The sequence below is a fragment of the Pseudomonas sp. G11 genome, assembly GCF_029457515.1.
In the GTDB taxonomy this organism is placed as follows: domain Bacteria; phylum Pseudomonadota; class Gammaproteobacteria; order Pseudomonadales; family Pseudomonadaceae; genus Aquipseudomonas; species Aquipseudomonas gorinensis.
Genome location: NZ_CP120377.1, coordinates 2006136 through 2030022 on the forward strand (window position 1 = coordinate 2006136; position 23887 = coordinate 2030022).

A 23887-nucleotide genomic window follows, 5' to 3' on the forward strand; every position below is an offset into this window, starting at 1 on the left:
ACGGGGTGTCCAGGAAAGAGCACAGGACGGCGGATTCTACGCCTTGACGCGATAGTCAGGAAAAAACCTGTGTTAGGGATTTGTAAACGATCCTCCAGGCACTCTTCACTCCTGGGATCCACGGTGTGACACCGAGCGCATCCCTGTACACTGCTGATCCGCGAAAGGAGCCTGCCATGCTGATTGTTGCCGACGAAAATATCCCGCTGCTCGATGCCTTCTTCGAAGGGTTTGGCGAAATTCGCCGGGTACCCGGGCGCTCCATTGACCGTGCCACGGTCGAGCAGGCCGATGTGCTGCTGGTACGTTCGGTCACCAACGTCAACCGCGCCCTGCTCGAAGGTTCGGCGGTGCGTTTTGTCGGCACCTGCACCATCGGCACCGACCACCTGGACCTCGATTACTTCAAACAGGCCGCGATCCAGTGGTCCAGCGCCCCCGGCTGCAATGCTCGCGGCGTGGTGGACTACGTCCTTGGCAGCCTGCAAACCCTGGCCGAGATCGAAGGTGCCGACCTCAACCAACGCACCTACGGTGTGGTGGGTGCCGGTGAAGTCGGCGGTCGCCTGGTCAAGGTGCTCAAAGGCCTGGGCTGGAACGTGCTGGTGTGCGATCCGCCGCGGCAGATCGCCGAGGACGGTGACTACGTCAGCCTGGAACAGATCATCGAACAGTGCGACGTGATCAGCTTGCACACGCCACTGACCAAGTCCGGCAACGGTTCCACCTGGCACCTGCTGGACCGCCAGCGGCTCAACCGCCTCAAGCCTGGCACCTGGCTGATCAATGCCAGCCGTGGCCCGGTGGTCGACAACGCAGCCCTGCGCGACGTGCTGCTTGAACGCGAGGACCTGCAAGCGGTGCTGGATGTATGGGAGGGCGAGCCGGAAGTGGACGTCGACCTGGCTGACCTGTGCGTGCTGGCTACGCCGCATATCGCCGGCTACAGCCTGGATGGCAAGCAGCGTGGCACGGCGCAGATCTACCAGGCGTTCTGTGCGCATCTGGGCCAGGAAGCGAGCATTCAACTCAGCGATTTGCTGCCGCCGCCCTGGCTGGCCGAGGTGCACTTGAATGCATCGACCGATCCCGCCTGGGCTTTGGCGACGTTATGCCGCAGCGTGTATGACCCGCGTCGGGACGACGCAGATTTCCGGCGTAGCCTCGTAGGAACCGTCGAGGAGCAGCGCAAGGCATTCGACCTGTTGCGCAAGCACTACCCTGAGCGTCGCGAGATTGACGGCTTGAAGGTGCGCATCAACGGGGAGTCGGCGGTGTTGGCGAATATCGTCCAGGCATTGGGCGCAAGCGCCCTGTAGGAACGCTATTACTGTGGCGAGGGCGCTTGCTCCCGTTGAACTGCGCAGCCGTCCCATTGTTTGGGGCCACTTCGCGGCTCAATGGGAGCCAGCAGCCTGGCCACAAAAAAACCGGCCACCAGGACCGGTTTTGAAAGAGTTCAGGCGCTTCAGCCTTGCTGCGCAGGCTTGACCAGGCGTTGTTCCAACTCGCGGCATGCTTGCTGGATCATCTCTTCGGTAATCTGCACTTCGTGGCCCTTGGCGTCGATGTACGAGCAAGGCAACTGCTGCGGTTGGCGGATCACTTCAATCTTGGCATCGCTGCTATTTTGCAAGGTCATAGCCTGTCTCCTCATCAGGTTGTGTACCTACTGTAAAACCCCCGCGTGACCGCGCTGTTACAACTCCTTGCACAATCATCGGTTCGAGCCCCCAGTCCAGCAGAAACCTCCGCGGATTTCCAGCGGGACGTTAGACCGATAGCCTCTAGGCATCAGTATCGGTGGGCATAATTAATCTGACTCATTGCTGTTACGAAAGTTGTTATTTGCCCAAGTTCCCCCCATGTGGTGTACACGTTCCTCAACGGTGATGCCCTCCATGTTCTCAGTCCGACAGCGCCGCGCGATTCGCCTGGCCAGCCGCTTTATCGCGCCCTACCGCTGGCAGGCCCTCGGAGCCCTGTTGGCGCTGATCGTTACCGCCGGCATCACTTTGTCCATGGGGCAGGGCATTCGCCTGCTGGTGGATCAGGGCTTCATGACCCAGTCGCCACACCTGCTCAACCAGTCCATCGGGCTGTTCATGATTCTGGTGCTGGGCCTGGCGGTGGGTACGTTTGCACGCTTCTACCTGGTGTCGTGGATCGGCGAGCGGGTGGTGGCCGATATTCGTCGCCAGGTGTTCAATCACTTGATCTACCTGCACCCCGGCTTCTATGAAAACAACCGCAGTTCGGAAATACAGTCGCGACTCACCACCGACACCACCTTACTGCAATCGGTGATCGGCTCGTCGCTGTCACTGTTCCTGCGCAATGGGTTGATGGTCATCGGCGGCATCGTGTTGTTGTTCATCACCAACCCCAAGCTCACCAGCATCGTTGTGGTCGCACTGCCGTTGGTGCTGGCGCCGATCCTGATCTTTGGCCGCCGCGTACGCAGCCTCTCGCGCCTGAGCCAGGACCGCATCGCCGATGTAGGCAGTTATGTGTCCGAGACCCTCGGCCAGATCAAGACCGTACAGGCCTATAACCACCAGGTGCAGGACGAACGACGCTTTGCCGTGACCGTCGAGGAAGCGTTCAACACCGCACGCAAACGCATCGCCCAACGCGCCTGGTTGATCACCCTGGTGATCATGCTGGTGCTGGGGGCCGTGGGCGTGATGTTGTGGGTCGGCGGCATGGACGTGATCAGTGGGCGCATTTCCGGCGGCGAGCTGGCGGCGTTCGTGTTCTACAGCCTGATTGTGGGCAGCGCCGTCGGCACCCTCAGCGAAGTGCTCGGCGAACTGCAGCGCGCTGCCGGTGCGGCGGAGCGAATCGGCGAGTTGTTGCAGTCGAGCAACGATATCCAGGCTCCCGCCACCGGCACGGTGCACTTGCCGGCGCGGGTCAGCGGCCGTATGGAACTGCAAGACCTGCGCTTTTCCTACCCCTCGCGGCCGGACAGCTACGCCATCGACGGGTTGAGCCTGACCATCAACCCCGGTGAAACCCTGGCGCTGGTGGGGCCGTCCGGTGCCGGCAAGTCGACGATTTTCGATCTGTTGCTGCGCTTTTACGACCCCCAACAAGGCCGCATCCTGCTCGAAGGCCGCCCCTTGACCGAGCTGGACCCGCTGGACCTGCGCCGCCACTTCGCCCTGGTGTCGCAAAGCCCGGCGCTGTTCTTCGGCAGCGTCGAGGAGAACATCCGCTACGGCAACCCGGCGGCGACCCGTGAACAGGTCGAAGCCGCGGCCCGTATTGCCCACGCCCATGATTTCATCCTGCAAATGCCCGACGGCTACCAGACCCACCTCGGCGACGGCGGCATGGGCCTTTCCGGCGGCCAACGACAACGCCTGGCCATCGCCCGCGCATTGCTGGTGGACGCGCCGATCCTGCTGCTGGACGAAGCCACCAGCGCCCTCGATGCACAGAGTGAACACCTGATCCAGCAGGCGTTGCCGCAATTGATGCAGGGCCGCACCACGCTGGTGATCGCGCATCGCCTGGCCACGGTGAAGAACGCCGATCGGATTGCGGTGATGGACCAGGGCAAGCTGGTGGCGGTGGGTACGCATCAGCAGTTGATTGCGAACAATCCGCTGTATGCGCGGTTGGCGGCGTTGCAGTTCAGTGACGCCGTAGAGGTCGCAAAAAACGAGGCCTAGCGTGATCTACGCAGGGGAGGCTGTTGTGGCGAGCGGGCTTGCCCCGCGTTGGGCTGCGAAGCAGCCCCAAAACCTGGCGATTTAAAATGCCTGGATAAACGCGGTGGCCTTATTGGGGCCGCTTCGCAGCCCAACGCGGGGCAAGCCCGCTCGCCACAACAAGCCTGCTTGCCACAACCCGCCGTGCTAGCCACTACAAAGCCCGCTCGCCACAGGCTTTTCGTCAGCCATTGTCACTGATCATCAAAATACCGCTCATGCCAATCCACCAACGGCTGTGGTGAGTTGAGCTTCTGTCCGTAGATCACCGAATAAGACAGCACGTTCTGTACATATTGACGGGTTTCATCGAACGGAATGCTTTCCACCCACACGTCGAAACTCAGGTGGTCGGCGCCGCGCAGCCATTGACGCACGCGGCCGGGGCCGGCGTTGTAGGCGGCGGAGGCGAGCACGCGGTTGCCGTTGAACTGGCTGTGTACCTGGCTAAGGTAGGCCGCGCCGAGCTGGATGTTTTTATCCGGGTCCAGTACCTGGGCGGGTGAGGCCAGGGGGATACTGAACTTGCGCGCGGTGTCCTTGGCGGTGCCGGGCATCAGTTGCATCAGGCCGCTGGCACCGACGCCGGAGCGGGCGTCGTCCATGAAGGCGCTTTCCTGGCGGGTGATAGCGAACACCCAGCTCGAATGCAGGCCGCGAACCTTGGCTTCGCGCACCAGGGTGTCGCGGTGGGCCATCGGGAATCGGATGTCCAGGTCGTCCCAGTACTGAGCCTGGCTGATGGTGCGAATCGCCGGGAAGTACCACTTCATGTCATAGGCCAGCTTGGCCTGGGCGACCATTTCGTCACGGTCAAAGTGACGGCTGACGTGGTACCACTCGCGGCGACCGTCCACCACCTGGCCACGGGCATAGAACTCGAGGGCACGGCGCACGCCGGGGGTGTTGCGCACCTTGTTGATCAGCGCCTGGCTCATCAACAGCGGCTTGTTGATCAACTGGTACGGCGCCTTGGAGCGGTCAGCGGCGAGGAAACCGTAGAAATCCCGCTCCCTCGCCAGGTTCTTGTACAGCACCAGGGCTTGCGGGTTTTTCGGCTCGGCCAGTTCCAGGCTGCGGGCCTGCCAGTAGCGCCAGCGATTGGTGGTGGCCAGGTCTTGTGGGAGTTTTCGCGTCAACTGATAGGCATCTTCCCAGCGGGCCAGGCGCAGCAGCAGGCGCAGGCGCCATTCGGACACGGTGTTGTCGCGCAGTTCGGGGTCGTACTTGGTCATCACCTCAAGGGCGCGTGGATCGAAGCGCTTGGCCAGGGTCAGGCCGATTTCACGAGCGATCGCCACTTTTTCGTCACGGGAGAAGTGCATGCTGCTGGCATAGCCGTCGAGCAGGGCCATGGCCTTGTCCGGATCCTGGCGAGCCAGGCGGCGCAGGCCCAGGCCCACGGCGTCAGACATGGCTTCGGTGGCCGGCAGGAAGCGCGAAGGATCACTGAGCATGTCGGGCTTTTGCGCCACGTCGACCATCAGGCGGCCTTGGGCGCCGAGGGTCGGCAGGGTTTTCACCAGGCTGTTGGCCAGCGCGTAGTTGCGCGCTTCGGCAGCGAGCTTGGCGCGGTCCCAGATTTTTTGCTCGGTGAGCTGGCCGTCGGCGGCCCATTGACTAAAGGTGGCATCGCACGCGGCGGGCTGGGATTTGCCGGTCATCCACAGTTTTTCGGTGGTCTTGTAGCCTTCGGCTTTCAAATTGTGGGTGAGCTGGAACTGGCCATGCAGGCAGTCCAATTCAACGAAATTGAGCTTGGCATCGTAGTACTTTTCAAAGGTCTGCCAATCACCACGATCGGCCAGCCAGCGCAACCAGCGCAGTTTCATCCAGTTGGCCTGGGGCAGGTCGCCGTTTTTCGCAAGGAACTGTTCGATTTCCTCGTTGCTGGCGGTCTTCAGGCGGGCGGTCAGCTCGTCGTACGCCAGGTAGGGCGTCAGCGGGTAGTCGGCCAGGGCCTGGCTGTATTGCATGTAGGGGCCGGTATCGCCCTTGGCCAGTGCACGCTTGGCTTCATCGTAATATTGACGTTGAGTGGTGAGGTCCACGGCCTGCGCGGATTGAACGGCAGTGGCGGAAAGAAGCAGACAAGATAAAAAGTTGAAAAGGCGACTGCGCATGAGACGTCCGTGCAGAGAAATCACGACTAGCGCCGGCACCGCCGACACTGATTGCCCCTAGCTTAGCCTTTTGCCAGCGGCCGGTGAAAGCTTTGCCGGCCGGTTGGTTGAAGATCGCCGGAAATGTCCTACAGAACGTATCAGCAGAGAAAATGGCGACCGCATCCAGCCCTCAAGTCAGGTAGAATGCGCGCCCAGTTTTTGGAGAAGCGTATGACCCTGCTCAAATTCAGCGATGTGTCCCTTGCTTTCGGCGCTATGCCGTTGTTGGACAAGGTGTCCTGGCAGATCGCCCGTGGTGAGCGGGTGTGCATCATCGGCCGCAACGGCACCGGCAAGTCCAGCATGATGAAGCTGGTAAAAGGCGACCAGAAGCCCGACGACGGCTCTGTGTGGCGTGCCCCGGGCCTCAAGATCGGCGAATTGCCGCAAGAATTGCCGGTGGCCGACGGACGGACCGTGTTCGACGTGGTTGCCGAAGGCCTGGACGGCGTTGGTGAGTTGCTTGCGCAGTACCACCATCTGGCGCAGAACTGCGTCACCGAAGAAGACCTGGACAAGCTGATGCACGTCCAGCAAGACCTCGAAGCCCGCGACGGCTGGCGCCTGCAGCAACTGGTGGACAGTACCCTGAGCCGCCTGCAACTGCCGGCCGACAAGACCCTCGCCGAATTGTCCGGCGGCTGGCGTCGCCGGGTGTTGCTGGCCCAGGCGCTGGTGTCCGAGCCGGACCTGCTGCTGCTCGACGAACCGACCAACCACCTGGACATCGGCGCCATCGCCTGGCTGGAAGAAGCCCTCAAGGATTTCCAGGGTGCCGTGCTGTTCATCACGCACGACCGTTCCTTCCTGCAAAACCTCGCCACGCGCATCCTCGAACTGGACCGTGGTGGCCTGATCGACTGGAACGGCGACTACGCCAGCTTCCTGGTGCACAAGGAAGCCGCACTGTCCGCCGAAGAAACCGCCAACGCCCTGTTCGACAAGAAACTGGCCCAGGAAGAAGTCTGGATCCGCCAGGGCATCAAGGCGCGCCGTACCCGTAACGAAGGCCGCGTACGTGCCCTGAAAGCCCTGCGCGTCGAGCGCAGCGAACGTCGCGAGCGCACCGGCAAGGCCAATATCCAGCTGGATACTGCCGACAAGTCGGGCAAGCAAGTGATGGTGCTGGAAAACGTCAGCTTCCATCACCCGGACGGTCCGTTCCTGATCAAGGACTTCTCCATGGTCCTGCAACGCGGCGACCGTATCGGCTTGCTGGGCGCCAACGGTACCGGCAAGACCACCTTGCTCAAGCTGATGCTCAACGGCCTGCAACCGACCAGCGGCACCGTGGAAGAGGGCACCCGCATCGATGTGGCCTACTTCGATCAGTTGCGTCACCAGCTGGACCTGGAAAAGACCGTGATCGACAACGTTGCCGAAGGCCGCGACTTTATCGATATCGACGGCCAGAGTCGCCACGTGCTGAGCTACCTGGGTGACTTCCTGTTCAGCCCGCAGCGTGCCCGCACACCGGTCAAGGCCTTGTCCGGTGGTGAGCGCGCGCGCCTGCTGCTGGCCAAGCTGTTCAGCAAGCCGGCCAACCTGCTGGTACTCGACGAACCGACCAACGACCTCGATGTGGAAACCCTCGAACTGCTGGAAGAGGTCTTGCTGACCTTCAACGGCACTGTGCTGATGGTCAGCCACGACCGGGCATTCCTCGACAACGTGGTCACCAGTACCCTGGTCTTCGAAGGGGAAGGCAAGGTGCGTGAGTACGTCGGTGGTTACCAGGACTGGCTGCGTCAGGGCGGTTCACCGCGCCTGCTGGGCGTGACCGAGAGCAAGTCCGGCAAGGCCGACCTGACCTCCGCCGTTGTCGCCCCGGTGGCCGCTGCCCCGGCCCAGGAAGCTGCCCCGGCGGCCAAGAAGAAGCTCAGCTACAAGCTTCAGCGTGAGCTGGAAGCCTTGCCGGGTGATATCGAGGCCAAGGAGCAACAGATCGCGGCTGTGGAAGCGCAAATGGCCGACGCGGGTTTCTACCTGCGCCCGGCGGCGGAAACCGCCAAGGTCATCGCTTCCCTGGAGACGTTGAACCAGGAGCTGGAAGCGCTGGTTGAGCGTTGGGCTGAGTTGGATGCCTGATTGATCCAGATGCATTAAAAAACCCGGTGTTCATTTGGATGAACACCGGGTTTTTCATATGAAATGCGATTCAAAATGTGGGAGGGGGGCTTACGAGCTTTTGACCAGCCTTACCGCCAGGACGTCGCACGGCGCGCCATGCAGCACGTCATTGGCCGTGGAGCCCAGCAACAGCGCCAAACCATGACGGCCATGGCTACCGACCACGATCAGGTCACAACCCTTTTCTTTGGCCAGGTGGTGGATTTCCTGGCGAGGTTGGCCGTAGGTCAGGTGGCAGTCTTCCTTTTTCAGGTGCGGGTACTTGAGAATCAAACGGTCCAGACGCTCCTTGGCCTGGTCGAATTGTTGTTGCTGCAATTGGGAAAGGTCCATCGGCACGTCACCGCCAAAGGCCATGGCCATGGGCTCGACGATATGCACCAGCGACAGTACGGCACCATTGGCCAATGCGGATTCCTGCGCGCGCTTGATCACTGGATCGCACTCTTCGGTCAGATCGACAGCGACCAGAATATGTTGGTAGGGCATGAGGCGTTCCTCTAGGGGGACTGCAATAGATTCAGTATGGCTGCTTTCAAGCGGATGGGGTTGCGTGAGATCAAATCCGCTCATCTAGAAATTCGGGAGTACACATATGACGGTCTGGATAGTGGTGTCAATCCTTGTGGTGGTTCTGAGCCCCCTGGCATGGCTGCGCCCGTCGCGCCACCAGAGCGGGCGCATGGCCCTGCGCATGGAGGCGCGACGCATCGGCCTGGCCATGCAACTGGCACCTCAGGAGTGGCCGCACTGGCTCAAGCAGGAGCCGCCGAGCCCTTGCGCGCAGTACCACCGGCCGCGACGTGGCCGTACGCCAGACACCTGGAGTTACTGGCAGCTGGAGCCGGGTGTGTGGGTCAATCAGTGGCAGGAGGTGTGCGTCGATGAGAAGCTGTTGCCGCATTTCGCAACGCTGCCGGCCAACGTCTATAAAGTCGAGGCGGATCGTCAGATGGTCACTTTGTACTGGGGTGAGAAGGGCGAGGCGAGTGACTTGCAGGCCATTGATAAAGTGCTCAAGGCCCTGGCATGAGGCCTTCGGGTAAACCATAGGCAATAAAAAGCCCGACATCATCATCGGGCTGGAGTTGGCCAGGCAGGCCGGTAAATCTGTGTTTCATGCGTCGGATGTTCATCCAGGCGCGTTACGGTTGTCGCTAGCCTAGCGGCATATCCCGATCTGTACAGCGTTTTCCCGCACTTTTTTGATTATTGATTTCGTGAATATTGAAATATTGACGAGGCGCAGGCCTGGGGCGGGGGTTCTGAAATGACTGGAAAGTCGCGTTTTTCCTAGCCTTTCGAGCGATTGACAATTGCCTGGAATTGGATGAAGGTGACGTACCCAAATCAAACGGGCGTATGAATTGAGCGTTTGTCTGTCAGACGTCTCATACAGAATCCCGACTATCGCATTGGCGGGTGTGCCTGGCGCATTGGGGTGAGCATTGACGAAATGATCAATGTCTAACCAGAGGCCAGCGTCCGGTGTGTACTGTTCAGCTTCCATATCGTGGAGATCAGTTGATGATTTACGAAGGTAAAGCCATCACGGTTAAGGCTCTTGAAAGTGGCATCGTCGAATTGAAATTCGACCTCAAGGGTGAGTCCGTCAACAAGTTCAACCGTCTAACCCTGAACGAACTGCGTCAGGCCGTAGACACCATCAAAGCAGATGCTTCGGTCAAGGGCGTGATCGTCTCCAGCGGCAAGGACGTGTTTATCGTCGGCGCTGACATCACCGAATTCGTCGACAACTTCAAGCTGCCCGATGCCGAGCTGGTGGCTGGCAACCTCGAAGCCAACAAGATTTTCAGCGATTTCGAAGACCTCAACGTGCCGACCGTTGCCGCCATCAATGGCATCGCCTTGGGCGGCGGCTTGGAAATGTGCCTGGCCGCAGACTTCCGCGTCATGTCGGCCACTGCCAAGATCGGCCTGCCTGAAGTCAAGCTGGGCATCTACCCAGGCTTCGGCGGTACCGTGCGTCTGCCGCGCCTGATCGGTGCCGACAACGCCATCGAGTGGATCGCCGCGGGTAAGGAAAATAAAGCTGAAGACGCGCTGAAAGTCGGTGCCGTCGACGCTGTGGTTGCCCCGGACAAACTGGCCGAAGCTGCACTGAACCTGATCAAAGGCGCCATCAGCGGCGAATTTGACTACAAGGCCAAGCGTCAGCCGAAGCTGGAAAAACTCAAACTCAACGCCATCGAACAAATGATGTCGTTCGAAACCGCCAAGGGTTTCGTGGCCGGCCAGGCCGGTCCGAACTACCCGGCGCCGGTTGAAGCGATCAAGACCATCCAGAAGGCCGCGAACTTCGGTCGCGACAAAGCCCTGGAAGTGGAAGCGGCGGGTTTTGTCAAACTGGCCAAGACCTCTGCTGCCCAGAGCCTGATCGGCCTGTTCCTGAACGATCAGGAACTGAAGAAAAAGGCCAAGGCCTACGACGAAGTCGCCAAGGACGTGAAACAGGCCGCCGTACTCGGCGCCGGCATCATGGGTGGCGGTATCGCCTATCAGTCGGCGTCCAAAGGCACGCCGATCCTGATGAAAGACATCAACGAACACGGTATCGAGCAGGGCCTGGCGGAAGCCGCCAAGCTGCTGGTGGGCCGCGTTGATAAAGGTCGCATGACCGCTGCGAAAATGGCTGAAGTGCTTAACGGCATTCGTCCTACGCTGTCCTACGGCGATTTCGGCCATGTCGACCTGGTGGTCGAAGCGGTTGTCGAGAACCCGAAGGTCAAGCAAGCCGTACTGGCTGAAGTGGAAGCGCAGGTCAAAGACGACACTATCCTGGCGTCCAACACCTCGACGATCTCCATCTCGCTGCTGGCCAAGGCGCTCAAGCGTCCGGAAAACTTCGTCGGCATGCACTTCTTTAACCCGGTGCACATGATGCCGCTGGTGGAAGTGATCCGTGGCGAGAAGTCCAGCGAGTTGGCCATCGCCACCACCGTTGCCTACGCCAAGAAAATGGGCAAGAACCCGATCGTGGTCAATGATTGCCCGGGCTTCCTGGTCAACCGCGTGCTGTTCCCGTACTTCGGCGGTTTCGCCAAGCTGGTCAGCGCCGGTGTGGACTTCGTGCGCATCGACAAGGTCATGGAAAAATTCGGCTGGCCCATGGGCCCGGCGTACCTGATGGACGTTGTCGGCATCGACACCGGTCACCACGGCCGCGACGTGATGGCTGAAGGCTTCCCGGACCGTATGAAAGACGACCGGCGCTCGGCGATCGACGCGCTCTACGAGGCCAAGCGCCTGGGTCAGAAAAACGGCAAGGGCTTCTACGCCTACGAGACCGACAAGAAGGGCAAGCAGAAGAAGGTCGCTGACCCGTCGGTCCACGAGGTGCTTGCGCCGGTCATCTATGAACAGCGTGAGGTGTCCGACGAGGACATCGTCAACTGGATGATGATCGCCCTGTGCCTGGAGACCGTGCGTTGCCTGGAAGACGGCATCGTCGAGACCGCTGCCGAAGCCGATATGGGCCTGGTATACGGTATTGGTTTCCCTCCATTCCGTGGTGGTGCGCTGCGTTACATCGACTCGATCGGTGTAGCCGAATTCGTTGCCCTGGCTGATCAATACGCTGATTTGGGCCCGCTGTACCACCCGACCGCGAAGCTGCGTGAGATGGCCAGGAATGGCCAGAGCTTCTTCGGTTAAGTGCCCAGACGACTAGAGCGAGAATATTTATGAGCTTGAATCCAAGAGACGTCGTGATTGTCGACTTCGGTCGCACACCGATGGGCCGCTCCAAGGGCGGCATGCACCGCAACACCCGCGCTGAAGATATGTCGGCGCACCTGATCAGCAAATTGCTGGAGCGCAACGTCAAGGTCGACCCGAACGAAGTCGAAGACGTGATCTGGGGCTGCGTCAACCAGACCCTGGAGCAGGGCTGGAACATCGCGCGCATGGCGTCGCTGATGACCCAGATCCCGCACACGGCCGCCGGCCAGACCGTCAGCCGTTTGTGTGGCTCCTCGATGAGCGCCCTGCACACGGCCGCCCAGGCGATCATGACGGGTAACGGGGATGTGTTCGTGGTCGGTGGCGTGGAGCACATGGGCCACGTCAGCATGATGCACGGCGTCGATCCCAACCCACACATGTCGCTGTACGCGGCAAAAGCCTCGGGCATGATGGGCCTGACCGCGGAAATGCTCGGCAAGATGCACGGCATTACCCGTGAAGCCCAGGACGCGTTCGGCCTGCGCTCCCACCAGTTGGCCCACAAGGCAACGGTGGAAGGCAAGTTCAAGGATGAAATCATCCCGATGAACGGCTACGACGAGAACGGTTTCCTGAAACTGTTCGACTACGACGAAACCATTCGTCCGGACACCACCCTGGAAAGCCTGGCGGCCCTCAAGCCTGCCTTCAATCCGAAGGGCGGCACCGTGACGGCGGGTACTTCGTCGCAAATCACCGATGGTGCCTCGTGCATGATCGTGATGTCGGCGCAGCGTGCCCAGGACCTGGGTATCCAGCCGCTGGCGGTGATTCGTTCGATGGCCGTGGCGGGTGTGGACCCCGCAATCATGGGCTATGGTCCAGTACCGGCGACACAAAAAGCCTTGAAGCGTGCGGGCCTGACCATCTCCGATATCGACTTCTTCGAACTCAACGAAGCTTTCGCTGCACAGGCCCTGCCGGTGCTGAAAGATTTGAAAGTGCTCGACAAGATGAACGAGAAGGTTAACCTGCACGGCGGTGCGATTGCCCTGGGCCACCCATTCGGTTGCTCCGGTGCGCGTATTTCCGGCACTTTGCTTAACGTGATGAAGCAAAATGGCGGTAACCTCGGGGTTGCAACCATGTGCATTGGTCTTGGCCAAGGCATTTCCACCGTCTTCGAACGCGTCTAAGCGTTGAGTTGACGGAAGCCGGGGCCCAGTGCCCCGGTTTTTGTTTTTTGGAATTTTTAATATTTTTTTTCAACAAATTTTGTAAGGGGGCCAGAGCATGAAAGTCGAACCAGGGCTCTACCAACATTATAAAGGTCCGCAGTACCGCGTTTTCAGCGTGGCACGGCATTCCGAGACCGAAGAAGAAGTGGTGTTCTACCAAGCACTGTATGGCGATTACGGCTTTTGGGTGCGCCCCTTGAGCATGTTCCTCGAGACCGTCGAAGTTGACGGCGAGCAGGTCCCGCGCTTTGCTTTGGTCCAGGCCGAACCCAGTCTTTTTTCAGGGCAATAACGGCAGGCCGCGCAGAATGCTGCGCTTGACCTCACCTTGTTGCCACTATATATAGCGTTGCCGCGTCAGGCGCCAACTGCCTTTCACTTCTCGAATTCAGGAATTTTCCGATCCATGGGCAAATCGCTGGTCATTGTGGAATCCCCGGCTAAGGCCAAGACCATCAACAAGTACTTGGGCAACGAGTACGTGGTGAAGTCGAGTATCGGCCATATCCGAGACCTGCCCACCAGCGGTTCGGCTAGCGCCAGCAAGGAGCCTGCCGCCAAGCGCGGCAAGGCGGCCGCGGGCGAAGGTCCGGTGCTCAGCCCTAAAGAGAAAGCGCGCAAGCAGCTGGTCTCGCGCATGGGGGTGGATCCGGAACATGGCTGGAAGGCCAAGTACGAAATCCTTCCGGGCAAGGAAAAGGTCATCGAAGAGCTGCGTCGGCTCGCCAAGGATGCAGACACCATCTATCTCGCAACGGACTTGGACCGCGAAGGGGAAGCCATTGCCTGGCACCTGCGGGAAGCCATCGGCGGCGATGACAGCCGCTACAAGCGTGTGGTGTTCAACGAAATCACCAAGAAAGCCATCCAGGAAGCCTTTTCCAAGCCGGGCGAGCTGGACATTGACCGCGTCAACGCCCAGCAGGCCCGTCGTTTCCTCGACCGCGTCGTGGGCTACATGGTCTCGCCACTGCTGTGGGCCAAGATCGCCCGCGGCCTGTCCGCCGGCCGTGTGCAATCGGTAGCGGTCAAGCTGGTGGTGGAGCGTGAGCGTGAGATCCGTGCGTTCAACCCCGAAGAATACTGGGAAGTCCACGCCAACCTGGGCACTGCCAAGGGCGCCAACGTGCGCTTCGAAGTGGCCCGTGAGAAAGGCGAGGCGTTCAAGCCGCTGAACGAAGCCCAGGCCATGGCCGCGCTGGAAAAGCTCAAGGCTTCCAGCTACAGCATCGTCAAGCGCGAAGACAAACCGACCAGCAGCAAGCCGTCGGCACCGTTCATTACCTCTACCTTGCAACAGGCCGCGAGCAACCGCCTGGGCTTCGGGGTGAAGAAGACCATGATGATGGCCCAGCGTCTGTACGAAGCTGGCTACATCACCTATATGCGTACCGACTCCACCAACCTGTCGCAAGACGCGGTGGCCATGGCGCGCACTTATATTGAAAGTGAGTTCGGCAAGAAGTACCTGCCGGAGAAGCCGAACGTCTACAGCAGCAAAGAGGGCGCCCAGGAGGCTCACGAAGCGATTCGTCCTTCCGACGCCAACACCGAGCCAAGCAAGCTGAGCGGCATGGAACGCGACGCTGAGCGCCTCTACGAGCTGATCTGGCGCCAGTTCCTGGCCTGCCAGATGCTGCCGGCGCAATACCTGTCCACCACCGTCAGTGTGGGCGCTGGCGACTTCGAGCTGCGCGCCAAGGGCCGTATCCTCAAGTTCGACGGCTATACCCGCGTGATGCCGCAGATCGCCAAGCCGGGCGACGACGATGTACTGCCGGACATGGCCCAGGGCGATACGCTCAAGCTGATCAAGCTCGACCCGTCCCAGCACTTCACCAAGCCGCCGGCGCGTTATTCGGAAGCCAGCCTGGTGAAAGAGATGGAAAAACGCGGTATCGGTCGTCCTTCGACCTACGCCGCGATCATCTCGACGATCCAGGACCGTGGCTACGTTGCCCTGCACAACCGTCGTTTCTATTCGGAAAAGATGGGCGATATCGTCACCGAGCGTCTGTCCGAGAGCTTCTCCAACCTGATGGACTACGGCTTCACCGCCGGCATGGAAGAGAACCTCGATGACGTGGCCCAGGGCGAGCGCGACTGGAAAAACGTGCTGGACGAGTTCTACGGCGACTTCAAGAAGAAACTCGAAGTGGCCGAAAGCCCCGAGAGCGGGATGCGCGCGAACCAGCCGGTGATGACCGACATCCCGTGCCTGACCTGCGGCCGTCCGATGCAGATCCGTACCGCTTCCACCGGCGTTTTCCTCGGTTGCTCGGGTTACAGCCTGCCACCGAAAGAGCGTTGCAAGGCCACCGTCAACCTGGTGCCGGGAGATGAAATCGCCGCCGACGACGAGGGGGAGTCCGAATCGCTGGTACTGCGTGGCAAGCACCGCTGCCCGATCTGCAACACGGCGATGGATGCCTATCTGCTCGATGAGAAGCACAAGCTGCATATCTGCGGTAACAACCCGGATTGTGACGGCTATGAGATCGAAGAGGGCAGCTACCGCATCAAGGGCTACGAAGGCCCGAGCCTGGAATGCGACAAGTGCGGCAGTGAGATGCAGCTCAAGACCGGCCGCTTCGGCAAGTTCTTCGGTTGCACCAACCCGACGTGCAAGAACACCCGCAAACTGCTGAAAAGCGGTGATGCGGCGCCGCCGAAGATGGACCCGGTGAAGATGCCCGAACTCAAGTGCGAGAAGGTCAACGACACCTACATCCTGCGTGATGGTGCTTCGGGCCTGTTCCTGGCCGCCAGCCAGTTCCCGAAAAACCGCGAGACCCGTGCACCATTGGTGCTGGAAATCGTGCCGCACAAGGACGAGATCGATCCTAAGTACCACTTCCTGTGTGAGGCGCCGAAGAAGGACCCGGATGGTCGCCCAGCCGTGATCCGCTACAGCCGCAAGACCAAGGAGCAGTACGTGCAGTCCGAAGTGGACGGCAAGCCGACCGGTTGGAAGGCGTTCTACGACGGCGGTAAGTGGAAGGTTGAGGACAAGCGCCAGGGCGCTTGATCCTATACTCTGCTAACGCTAAAAGCCGTCTGTATAGACGGCTTTTGCTTGCTGCGGGATCGAGGAGGGTGCTTGGTCCTTACTCGCGAAGGTTGTTGATGATTACGCGAAAAACCTGATGCCGAACGGCGCTCTGAAGTTTTTCGCGAGCAAGCTCGCTCCTACATAGCCAGCATCACGCTTATTCGTTGTGGAGATTGCCGTTATGGCCAACGAACTCTATACCCGTACCAACCAGAAAATTTACTTTGCGGGTTTGTCCCTGGAAGCCCTTGGCCGTGCCGAGCAAGGCAAGGAGATGAACGCGATTGCGCTGGTTCAGGCTGGGCGTGAAGCCGCGTTGTTCCACCTGTATGGTGCGTTACTGGGCTTGTGTCATGAGATCGCGGGGTTCTACCGCTTGCCCCAGGCCGGTTCGCCCCGTGCGGAAATGATCATGAATCGTGAAGTGCTGGAAAGCATGGCGATCCCTGAACTGGCCGAGTTGGTGGAAATGGCCCAGAGCCCCGACAGCTGGGTCGCGCGTCTGCTCAAGGCCCATGCGGATATGTTTCAACCGCCCCGTGTTCCCCATGTGCCCAAGGGCGATGTGACCCAGCCCTTGATCGTGGCGGTTGCGTTGGAAGAGGAAGAGCCCAAGCCTCTGAGTCGCGAAGAGTTGGAAGGCTGGCGTCAGGAGCTGAAAAAGATGGCGTTGCGCTTTCGTGAAGGTTTGAACGAGTGCTGAGCGTTGGTCGGATTCATATGGCACCGTTCATCAAGCCGTAAAGAAACCTCTTCAGAACCTCAACGAAGCCGGGCGGATGACTGATATAATCCCGGCCTTTCGTGGAGAACAGACTTTTATGCCAACGTCCTTTCTGGAAATTGTTGAATTGCCTGACGGCCGAATCGAGCTGCGCCGGGCGGAGGACGAGGGTTCTCTGGTTATTCTGGATTTTTCCGAGGATGCCAAGGTGTTCCTGCAAGGCCAGCACGTGGAAGTGGCAAAAGCCATGTTGAGCGTCGGTGTTCAGATGGCAGGCCGCTTGGCAGAAGGCGAACCTGAGAAGGAAGACGGCCCACGGGTTCTTCACTGAGTCCTGTGAGGATCGGGCTTGCTAGGGCAGGTGGGTTTGTCGTGGTGAGCGGACTTGCTGTGGCAGGTGGGCTTGCTGTGGCGAGCGGGCTTGCCCCGCGTTGGGCTGCGAAGCAGTCCTAAATAGATCAATGCGGTATATCAGGTATTCCACGGTGTCTGGTTTTGGGGCCGCTTCGCAGCCCAACGCGGGGCAAGCCCGCTCGCCACAGCAAGCCCGCTCGCCACAGCAAACCCACCTGCCACAGCAAGCCCGCCTGCCACAACGAGTCCACCTGCCACAACGAGCTCCTCCGCAGGCTCATCGCATTATCCCAATCGAATATTCAAGCTCTGAGCATCACCTGTGCGCGCAGCACTGATCAGCTGCTGCTTGGCGCTGGCATTCAATGGGTTCAGCCAGCTCACCACTGTATGGCTACGACCCAGGCGCAAGGCTTCGCAGGTCAACTGCTGGGCGCTTTGCGCGCCGCGCGGTTGCAGCAGCAGGATGCGCTCACGGTTCAGGCCGGCGTCCCGTAGCCAGGCCTGGGTCAGGCTGGCGGGCGGGGCGATCAGTGTCAGCCAGCGTGCGTCCTGTTCCTCGCTCAGTTCGCGCAGGATTGGCGCCAGCAGGCTCAGGCAGCTCCCGGCAGCACCGCGCAACGACAATTCACTGAACGCCTCAGGCTCGGCGCTCCAGGGCGCCTCGACCGTTTCCTTGAGGAGGGGCGCAAGGGGTTGGGCCATGAAGGCCTCGAACAGCGACAGTTGTGTGTGTTGTGGGGTGTGCACGAGCTGCATGATGCCTCCTTTAGCGGCGAATGACGCCGACGCTCAGGCCTTCGATCACCAGGTCCTGGTCTTTCAGGTTCACTTCAATCGGGGCGAACTCAGGGTTCTCGGCTAACAGCCAGACCTTGCTGCCTTCGCGCTTGAAGCGTTTGACGGTGACTTCATCGCCGATGCGGGCCACCACGATCTGGCCGTTACGCGCTTCGCGGGTGGTATGGACGGCCAGCAGGTCACCGTCGAAAATGCCCACGTCCTTCATGCTCATGCCATGGACCCGCAACAGGTAGTCGGCGCGAGGATGGAAGAAGGTCGGGTTGATGTTGCAGGATTCCTCGACGTGCTGCTGCGCCAGGATCGGCGCACCGGCGGCGACGCGACCGATGATCGGCAGTGTCGATTCGTCGGCCTTGGCTTCGAAGCCAGGGATGCGAATGCCGCGCGAAGCGCCTGGGGTCATCTCGATCGCGCCCTTGCGAGCAAGGGCCTTGAGATGCTCTTCGGCGGCGTTGGGGGATTTGAATCCCAGTTCCAGCGCAATCTCCGCTCGCGTCGGCGGGTAGCCGTTGTCATCGAGGCAGCGCTTGATAAAAGCCAGAATCTCAGCTTGGCGTGGCGTCAGTTTTAGCATGTTGATCGCTCTGTCTTTTTATACAGTGACTGGGATTATATACAGTGAACTGCGCTTGGCAATCATCCTTTTCTGCCATGGCGCCGGACGGTCATTCGTCAGCCGTCCTACAAGGCATAGGTAGCGCTGCCTACAGACCTGGAAGGATGTGATTAAATAGCGCTGAAACAGATGACTGCCCGGCCGGAAAGCGAACCTGCAGGCTTGACAAGACACAACTTGAAACGTATGTTTCAAACAAGTGTTTGTCAGGCGGAGTAGCCATGGCCCAGTCGGAAACCGTTGAACGCATTCTCGATGCTGCCGAGCAGTTGTTCGCGGAAAAAGGATTTGCTGAAACTTCATTGCGGCTGATCACCAGCAAGGCCGGGGTCAACCTCGCCGCAGTGAACTACCATTTCGGCTCGAAAAAGGCCCTGATCCAGGCGGTGTTCTCGCGTTTCCTCGGGCCGTTCTGCGCCAGCCTGGACCGTGAGCTCGAACGACGCCAGGCCAAGGCCGATCCTAAGCCAAGCCTGGAAGACCTGCTGGAAATCCTCGTCGAACAAGCCTTGGTGGTTCAACCACGCAGTGGCAACGACTTGTCGATCTTCATGCGCCTGTTGGGCCTGGCGTTCAGTCAGAGCCAGGGTCACCTGCGCCGCTACCTCGAAGACATGTACGGCAAGGTGTTTCGTCGCTATATGTTGCTGGTCAACGAGGCCGCACCGCGCATCCCGCCGATCGAGCTGTTCTGGCGCGTACATTTCATGCTCGGTGCGGCGGCGTTCAGCATGTCCGGGATCAAGGCGTTGCGTGCGATTGCCGAGACCGACTTTGGCGTGAACACCTCGATCGAGCAGGTGATGCGCCTGATGGTGCCTTTTCTCGCCGCGGGCATGCGCGCCGAAAGCGGTGTCACCGATCCTGCCATGGTCGCCGCTCAATTGCGCCCGCGCAGCAAATCCATTCCCATCCCCGCCAAGGTTTGACCGCCCTGGGTGTGCGTGGCCGCTAGCATCCGCTAAGCTAGCCGCCCATGCCGAATTCAGCTATTTACACACAACCCGTTGCTCCCGCCGCGTTGATCGCGCCGCGTGAGGGTAGCGGGTTGTGTGCGTTATTTAAGGAAGGTTTATGACTGCTGCCCTGCAAGGTTCTTTGATGGTCGACGTAGCCGGCACCTGGCTGACGGCCGAGGATCGCCACCTGCTGCGCCAGCCGGAGGTGGGCGGGTTGATCATTTTCGCGCGCAATATCGAGCATCCACGCCAGGTGCGAGAGCTGAGCGCGGCGATCCGTGCCGTGCGCCCGGACCTGCTGCTGGCGGTCGACCAGGAAGGGGGGCGCGTGCAGCGCCTGCGCCAAGGCTTCGTGCGCCTGCCGGCCATGCGTGCCCTGGCGGATAACCCCAACGCCGAGTACCTGGCCGAACAATGTGGCTGGATCATGGCCACTGAAGTGCTGGCTGTCGGTCTTGATCTCAGCTTCGCCCCTGTGCTGGACCTGGACTACCAACGCAGTGCCGTGGTCGGCACGCGCGCCTTCGAGGGTGACCCAGCGCGTGCCGCGGTGCTTGCCGGTGCCTTTATCCGCGGTATGAACAGCGCCGGCATGGCCGCCACCGGCAAGCACTTCCCCGGTCACGGCTGGGCTGAAGCCGATTCCCATGTCGCCATTCCTACTGACGAGCGCAGCCTGGAGCAGATTCGCAGCCATGACCTGGTGCCCTTCGCGCGCCTGAGCCAGCAATTGGCGGCCGTGATGCCCGCCCATGTTATCTACCCGCAGGTTGACGCTCAGCCCGCCGGCTTCTCGCGTCGCTGGTTGCAGGACATCCTGCGCGGTGAGTTGCAGTTTGACGGGGTGATTTTCAGCGATGACTTGTCTATGGCCGGCGCCCATGTGGTGGGAGACGCTGCCAGCCGTATCGAGGCCGCGCTGACGGCGGGCTGCGATATGGGCCTGGTGTGTAATGATCGTGCGGCGGCTGAACTGGCGCTGAGTGCGGCCCAGCGGATGAAAGTCACGCCATCGCCGCGGATTGCACGGATGCGCGGGCAGGCGATGGCTTCGACGGAGTATAAGCAGGACCCGCGTTGGCTGGTGGCGCTCGGTGCGCTGCGGGATGCGCAGTTGATCGATTAAGTGTCGCGTCCATCGCGGGCGTGCTCGCGATGGCGCTCTTGCCGTCAGCGCTTCTCTTGCTTATTAGGCAGCGGTGCAAAGAGCGCCTCGATATCGTCATTGCCCAACTGCCAATCCCCGGTCGTCCGACCGTCCAGCACGCCCGCCGCCAGGTCGGACTTTTCCTTCTGCAGATGCTGAATTTTCTCTTCCACCGTGCCGCGGGCAATCATCTTGTACACAAACACCGGCTTTTCCTGACCGATGCGATACGCCCGGTCGGTGGCCTGGTTTTCCGTGGCGGGGTTCCACCACGGGTCGTAGTGAATCACCGTGTCCGCTTCTGTCAGGTTCAGGCCCACACCACCGGCTTTCAGGCTGATCAGGAAAATCTGCAGCTTGCCGCTCTGGAAGTCCTTCACCGGAGTGCGCCGATCACGGGTCTGGCCGGTGAGCAGCGCATAGGCGACACCGCGCTTTTTCAGTTCGGCTTCGATCAGGCCCAGCATCGAGGTGAACTGGGAAAACAGCAGGATCCGGCGCCCCTCGGCAAACAACTCTTCGAGCATCTCCATCAAGCTATCGAGCTTTCCCGAACTGCTGCCACGGGCGGGCAGGCTGGCGTCGTTGATCAGTCGCAGGTCGCAGCACACTTGGCGTAACTTGAGCAGGGCTTCGAGAATGATGATCTGGCTGCGTGCCACACCCTTGCGGGTAATTTCGTCGCGGACCTTTTTATCCATGGCCAGGCGCATGGTTTCGTACACGTCGCGCTGGGCTTCGTTGAGGTCGACCCAGTGGATGATCTCGGTCTTGGGCGGCAACTCCGTCGCCACCTGCTCCTTGGTGCGGCGCAACAGGAAGGGTTTGATCCGGCCGTTGAGGTGTTGCAGTCGCACATCGCTGCCGCGCTTTTCGATGGGCGCGCGGTAATCGCGGTTGAAGCTTTTAACGTCACCCAGCCAGCCCGGCAGCAGGAAGTGGAACAGCGACCACAACTCACCCAGGTGGTTTTCCAGCGGCGTGCCGCTCAGGCACAGGCGCTGCCGTGCATTGAGCTGACGTGCTGCCTGGGCCGCCTTGCTCGAAGGGTTCTTGATGTACTGGGCTTCATCGAGGATCAGCACATGCAGGGGCTGGGTGGCGAGGTGCTCGATGTCCTTGGGCAACAGCGCATAGGTGGTCAGCAGCAGGTCATAGTCCTGCAATGTGGCGAAGTGCTTTTTGCGCGCGGCACCGTACAGCGCCAGCACCTTGAGTTGCGGGGTGAAGTGCGCGGCTTCATCGAGCCAATTGGGTATGAGGCTGGTGGGCATCACCACCATGCAAGGCCGGTCCAGGCGCCCGGCGATTTTCTCGCTGAGAATATGCGCCAGGGTTTGCAGGGTTTTGCCCAGGCCCATGTCATCGGCAAGAATCCCGCCGACGTCCAGTTGGCGCAGTGACTGCATCCAGCTCAAGCCTTCCAGCTGATAGGGGCGCAACGTCGCGTTCAAGCCTTCGGGCGCGACACAGGTGAAGTCCTTGATATCCCGCAGACGCTGGGCGAAGTTGCGGATTTTTTCGCCGCCTTCCCATTGCAGGGGCAGGTCTTCCAGCGGGTTCAGGCGAATCGCATCGGCCTTGGCCAGGCGCAGGGTGGTGGTGCCGGGGTCCTGCAGGTAGAACTCGCCCAAGGTGGCCAGCACGGGTTTCAAGCGGCCATAGGGCAATGCCACTTGCAGCGGGCCATGGCCGCCATTGGGCAGGCCGGGGATATTCACCAGGATCAACTCTTCGTCGCGGCGCCGTGCGAGTTTCTCCGGGTTGAGAAGCTCGGTGTGCGAGCGCATCAGGTTGAGCAGGATCGGCAGCAGGCTCAGCCGCTCGCCATTGACGATGATCCCCAGTTCCAGGTCGAACCAGTCGCGTTCCGGCGCTTCATCGACGGTGGCGTACCAGTCGTCCACCGGGCTGAGGTCGAAGCCGAAGTCCTCGTCGATCTGCAACTCCCAGCCTTCGGCGCGCAGCGTCGGCGACGAGTTGAGCGTGAAGTTCAGCCAGGCGCTGTCATTGACCATCTCGAACAGTTCGCCGGCGCTTTCCGGCAGGGCCTTGCTCTGGCGCGTGGCGATCTTGAAACCGAGCAGGCGCAGTTGTTCGCGATAGGGCTGTTCCAGCTCGGGATGACGCTTGATACGCAGGCTTTGGGTTTCCTGGCGCACGATGATGTCGGCGTTCTTTTGCCCGCTGACATAGTTGCCCAGATAGTTGAACGACAGTGCCGCACGGTGCTGGATATAGCGCTGCATCTTGCCGTTGCGCGGCTCGAACGCGCTGAATTCGACGCTGGCCAGCCACAGCCGTGGTACTGGCAGCACGTCCTCCATCACCACCTGCGGCAGTACCACGCGGTTATCCAGCACCGCCTGGAGTTTTCCCAGCAGTTCGGCATCCTGGGCGGCGGCGGGGTAGGCCAGGGTTTCCTGGACCTTGAGCAACACCGCCGCGATATGTTTGCAGTTGGTATGGACCGGGCAGGTGCAGCGGCTGTCCACCAGGATCAGCATGCCCTTGGCGGACTCGCGCAGTGAAATGGTCTGCCGATAGACGTTGCTGCCCGAGCCTTCGCAACTGGCGATGATCGTGCTGTCACCGGACTCGACGATACGTACGCGGTTCTCCAGGGCGTAGCGCCGCCCACGCTCCAGGCTTTGCTCTTTGAAGCGATTGGCCCACGAAGGGGCCAGGGGTTTGGTCAGCGACGACGTCAGGGGCATGGCGCTGGATCAGTCCTGAATATCGGGCGGTGGTGCGCTGGGTTGTTTGACGGTCAACGAGGTGATCTTGATCAGCAGCGCCAGGCGGCCGCCGTCCAGGTAGTTGAGCTGGTTGTTCTTGGTGCGCACGTCCTTCTGGCTCAGGTGTTCGCTGGCGATCACGCTGCCGTTGCTGTCGAACTGGTTGACCCAGAAGTCGGCATCGATATCGGTAAAGCGCCCCAGTTGCAGGCTCAATACCCCTTCGATGGGGAATTGGCCAAACTGTTCCGCCCCCTCGGCGATCGCGATTTTTACCGGCTGCTCACCCAGGTTCTGTTCCCAGGCTTTATGGGCGAGCACGGTGTAGTTGGCGTCGGCGCGCAGTTTGTCGGCGATGTTGGCCAGGCGCGGCGGGCTCATTCTGTCGCCCAGGCGCACCGCGCCGGCATCCCAATCTTCCGGTGCGGCGCGGTTGCTCATCTCTGGCTCCGCGTTCTGGCGTATCAGGATCATTTCAACCTGGTACAGGCTGTCGGCAAATGCCGAGGGTGCAAGTACCACTAACAACAGGCTCAGAATGCGGAACACGCGCATTG

19 protein-coding genes are annotated in these 23887 nt (G+C 60.6%); 12 read left to right on the forward strand and 7 right to left on the reverse strand.

The genetic code is table 11. From position 1 onward, the window contains the following. The first annotated feature begins 176 nt into the window (after positions 1 to 176). On the forward strand, positions 177 to 1319 hold the full coding sequence (gene pdxB, locus P2T68_RS09200) for a 4-phosphoerythronate dehydrogenase PdxB (RefSeq protein WP_024074072.1): 1143 nt from the start codon (positions 177 to 179) through the stop codon (positions 1317 to 1319). A 149-nt stretch (positions 1320 to 1468) separates the two neighbouring features. Here the strand turns inward: pdxB and P2T68_RS09205 are convergent, their stop codons facing one another. After that, positions 1469 to 1642: a PA1571 family protein gene (locus P2T68_RS09205; RefSeq protein ID WP_041160865.1), complete on the reverse strand. Its 174-nt coding sequence runs from the start codon at positions 1640 to 1642 to the stop codon at positions 1469 to 1471. A gap of 250 nt (positions 1643 to 1892) precedes the next feature. On the opposite strand from P2T68_RS09205, the gene P2T68_RS09210 reads away from it, so the two are divergent. Continuing rightward, positions 1893 to 3680: an ABC transporter transmembrane domain-containing protein gene (locus tag P2T68_RS09210; RefSeq protein WP_168233444.1), complete on the forward strand. Its 1788-nt coding sequence runs from the start codon at positions 1893 to 1895 to the stop codon at positions 3678 to 3680. Between the two features lie 233 nt (positions 3681 to 3913). Here P2T68_RS09210 and P2T68_RS09215 read toward each other — a convergent pair whose 3' ends face one another. Beyond that, positions 3914 to 5842 carry a transglycosylase SLT domain-containing protein gene (locus P2T68_RS09215; protein ID WP_069075501.1) on the reverse strand — a complete coding sequence of 643 codons (1929 nt, stop codon included), beginning with the start codon at positions 5840 to 5842 and terminating at the stop codon, positions 3914 to 3916. A 213-nt stretch (positions 5843 to 6055) separates the two neighbouring features. On the opposite strand from P2T68_RS09215, the gene P2T68_RS09220 reads away from it, so the two are divergent. Next, complete coding sequence (locus P2T68_RS09220) at positions 6056 to 7972, forward strand: ATP-binding cassette domain-containing protein (RefSeq protein ID WP_024074076.1); 1917 nt, start codon at positions 6056 to 6058, stop codon at positions 7970 to 7972. 90 nt (positions 7973 to 8062) lie between these two features. Here the strand turns inward: P2T68_RS09220 and P2T68_RS09225 are convergent, their stop codons facing one another. Further along, positions 8063 to 8503, reverse strand: a complete 441-nt coding sequence (locus P2T68_RS09225; protein WP_024074077.1) for a universal stress protein — start codon at positions 8501 to 8503, stop codon at positions 8063 to 8065. A gap of 106 nt (positions 8504 to 8609) precedes the next feature. Between P2T68_RS09225 and P2T68_RS09230 the strand changes: the two genes are divergently transcribed. From P2T68_RS09230 to P2T68_RS09260, 7 genes are all read left to right on the forward strand, one after another. Beyond that, entirely contained in the window at positions 8610 to 9047 is a 438-nt protein-coding gene (locus P2T68_RS09230) for a hypothetical protein (protein WP_024074078.1), read from the forward strand. 494 nt (positions 9048 to 9541) lie between these two features. Beyond that, positions 9542 to 11689, forward strand: a complete 2148-nt coding sequence (gene fadB / locus P2T68_RS09235; RefSeq protein ID WP_069075500.1) for a fatty acid oxidation complex subunit alpha FadB — start codon at positions 9542 to 9544, stop codon at positions 11687 to 11689. Between the two features lie 29 nt (positions 11690 to 11718). Then, the gene (gene fadA, locus P2T68_RS09240; RefSeq protein ID WP_024074080.1) at positions 11719 to 12894 is read left to right on the forward strand and encodes an acetyl-CoA C-acyltransferase FadA; all 1176 of its coding nucleotides are present in this window, start codon (positions 11719 to 11721) and stop codon (positions 12892 to 12894) included. A 97-nt stretch (positions 12895 to 12991) separates the two neighbouring features. Beyond that, positions 12992 to 13228 carry a DUF1653 domain-containing protein gene (locus P2T68_RS09245; protein WP_010212074.1) on the forward strand — a complete coding sequence of 79 codons (237 nt, stop codon included), beginning with the start codon at positions 12992 to 12994 and terminating at the stop codon, positions 13226 to 13228. A gap of 114 nt (positions 13229 to 13342) precedes the next feature. Beyond that, complete coding sequence (topA, locus tag P2T68_RS09250; RefSeq protein ID WP_277379268.1) at positions 13343 to 15964, forward strand: type I DNA topoisomerase; 2622 nt, start codon at positions 13343 to 13345, stop codon at positions 15962 to 15964. Positions 15965 to 16169: 205 nt separating this feature from the next. After that, positions 16170 to 16691, forward strand: coding sequence for a DUF6586 family protein (locus P2T68_RS09255; RefSeq protein ID WP_024074082.1), 522 nt, complete (start codon positions 16170 to 16172; stop codon positions 16689 to 16691). 118 nt (positions 16692 to 16809) lie between these two features. Then, complete coding sequence (locus P2T68_RS09260; RefSeq protein WP_010212068.1) at positions 16810 to 17043, forward strand: hypothetical protein; 234 nt, start codon at positions 16810 to 16812, stop codon at positions 17041 to 17043. Positions 17044 to 17351: 308 nt separating this feature from the next. Here P2T68_RS09260 and sulA read toward each other — a convergent pair whose 3' ends face one another. Together sulA and lexA are read right to left on the reverse strand one after the other, a co-directional pair. Then, a complete protein-coding gene (gene sulA, locus P2T68_RS09265) occupies positions 17352 to 17825 on the reverse strand; it encodes an SOS-induced cell division inhibitor SulA (protein ID WP_024074083.1) in 474 nt (157 codons plus the stop codon). 10 nt (positions 17826 to 17835) lie between these two features. Further along, on the reverse strand, positions 17836 to 18444 hold the full coding sequence (gene lexA, locus P2T68_RS09270; RefSeq protein ID WP_003172575.1) for a transcriptional repressor LexA: 609 nt from the start codon (positions 18442 to 18444) through the stop codon (positions 17836 to 17838). A 263-nt stretch (positions 18445 to 18707) separates the two neighbouring features. On the opposite strand from lexA, the gene P2T68_RS09275 reads away from it, so the two are divergent. Together P2T68_RS09275 and nagZ are read left to right on the forward strand one after the other, a co-directional pair. Beyond that, a complete protein-coding gene (locus P2T68_RS09275) occupies positions 18708 to 19415 on the forward strand; it encodes a TetR/AcrR family transcriptional regulator (protein WP_024074084.1) in 708 nt (235 codons plus the stop codon). A gap of 145 nt (positions 19416 to 19560) precedes the next feature. Further along, positions 19561 to 20571 carry a beta-N-acetylhexosaminidase gene (gene nagZ, locus P2T68_RS09280; RefSeq protein ID WP_069075499.1) on the forward strand — a complete coding sequence of 337 codons (1011 nt, stop codon included), beginning with the start codon at positions 19561 to 19563 and terminating at the stop codon, positions 20569 to 20571. A gap of 44 nt (positions 20572 to 20615) precedes the next feature. Here the strand turns inward: nagZ and P2T68_RS09285 are convergent, their stop codons facing one another. Continuing rightward, positions 20616 to 23309 (reverse strand): DEAD/DEAH box helicase, encoded by a 2694-nt coding sequence (locus P2T68_RS09285; RefSeq protein ID WP_024074086.1) that lies wholly within the window; start codon positions 23307 to 23309, stop codon positions 20616 to 20618. 9 nt (positions 23310 to 23318) lie between these two features. Next, positions 23319 to 23885, reverse strand: coding sequence for a CsiV family protein (locus P2T68_RS09290; RefSeq protein ID WP_024074087.1), 567 nt, complete (start codon positions 23883 to 23885; stop codon positions 23319 to 23321). Positions 23886 to 23887 lie beyond the last annotated feature (2 nt).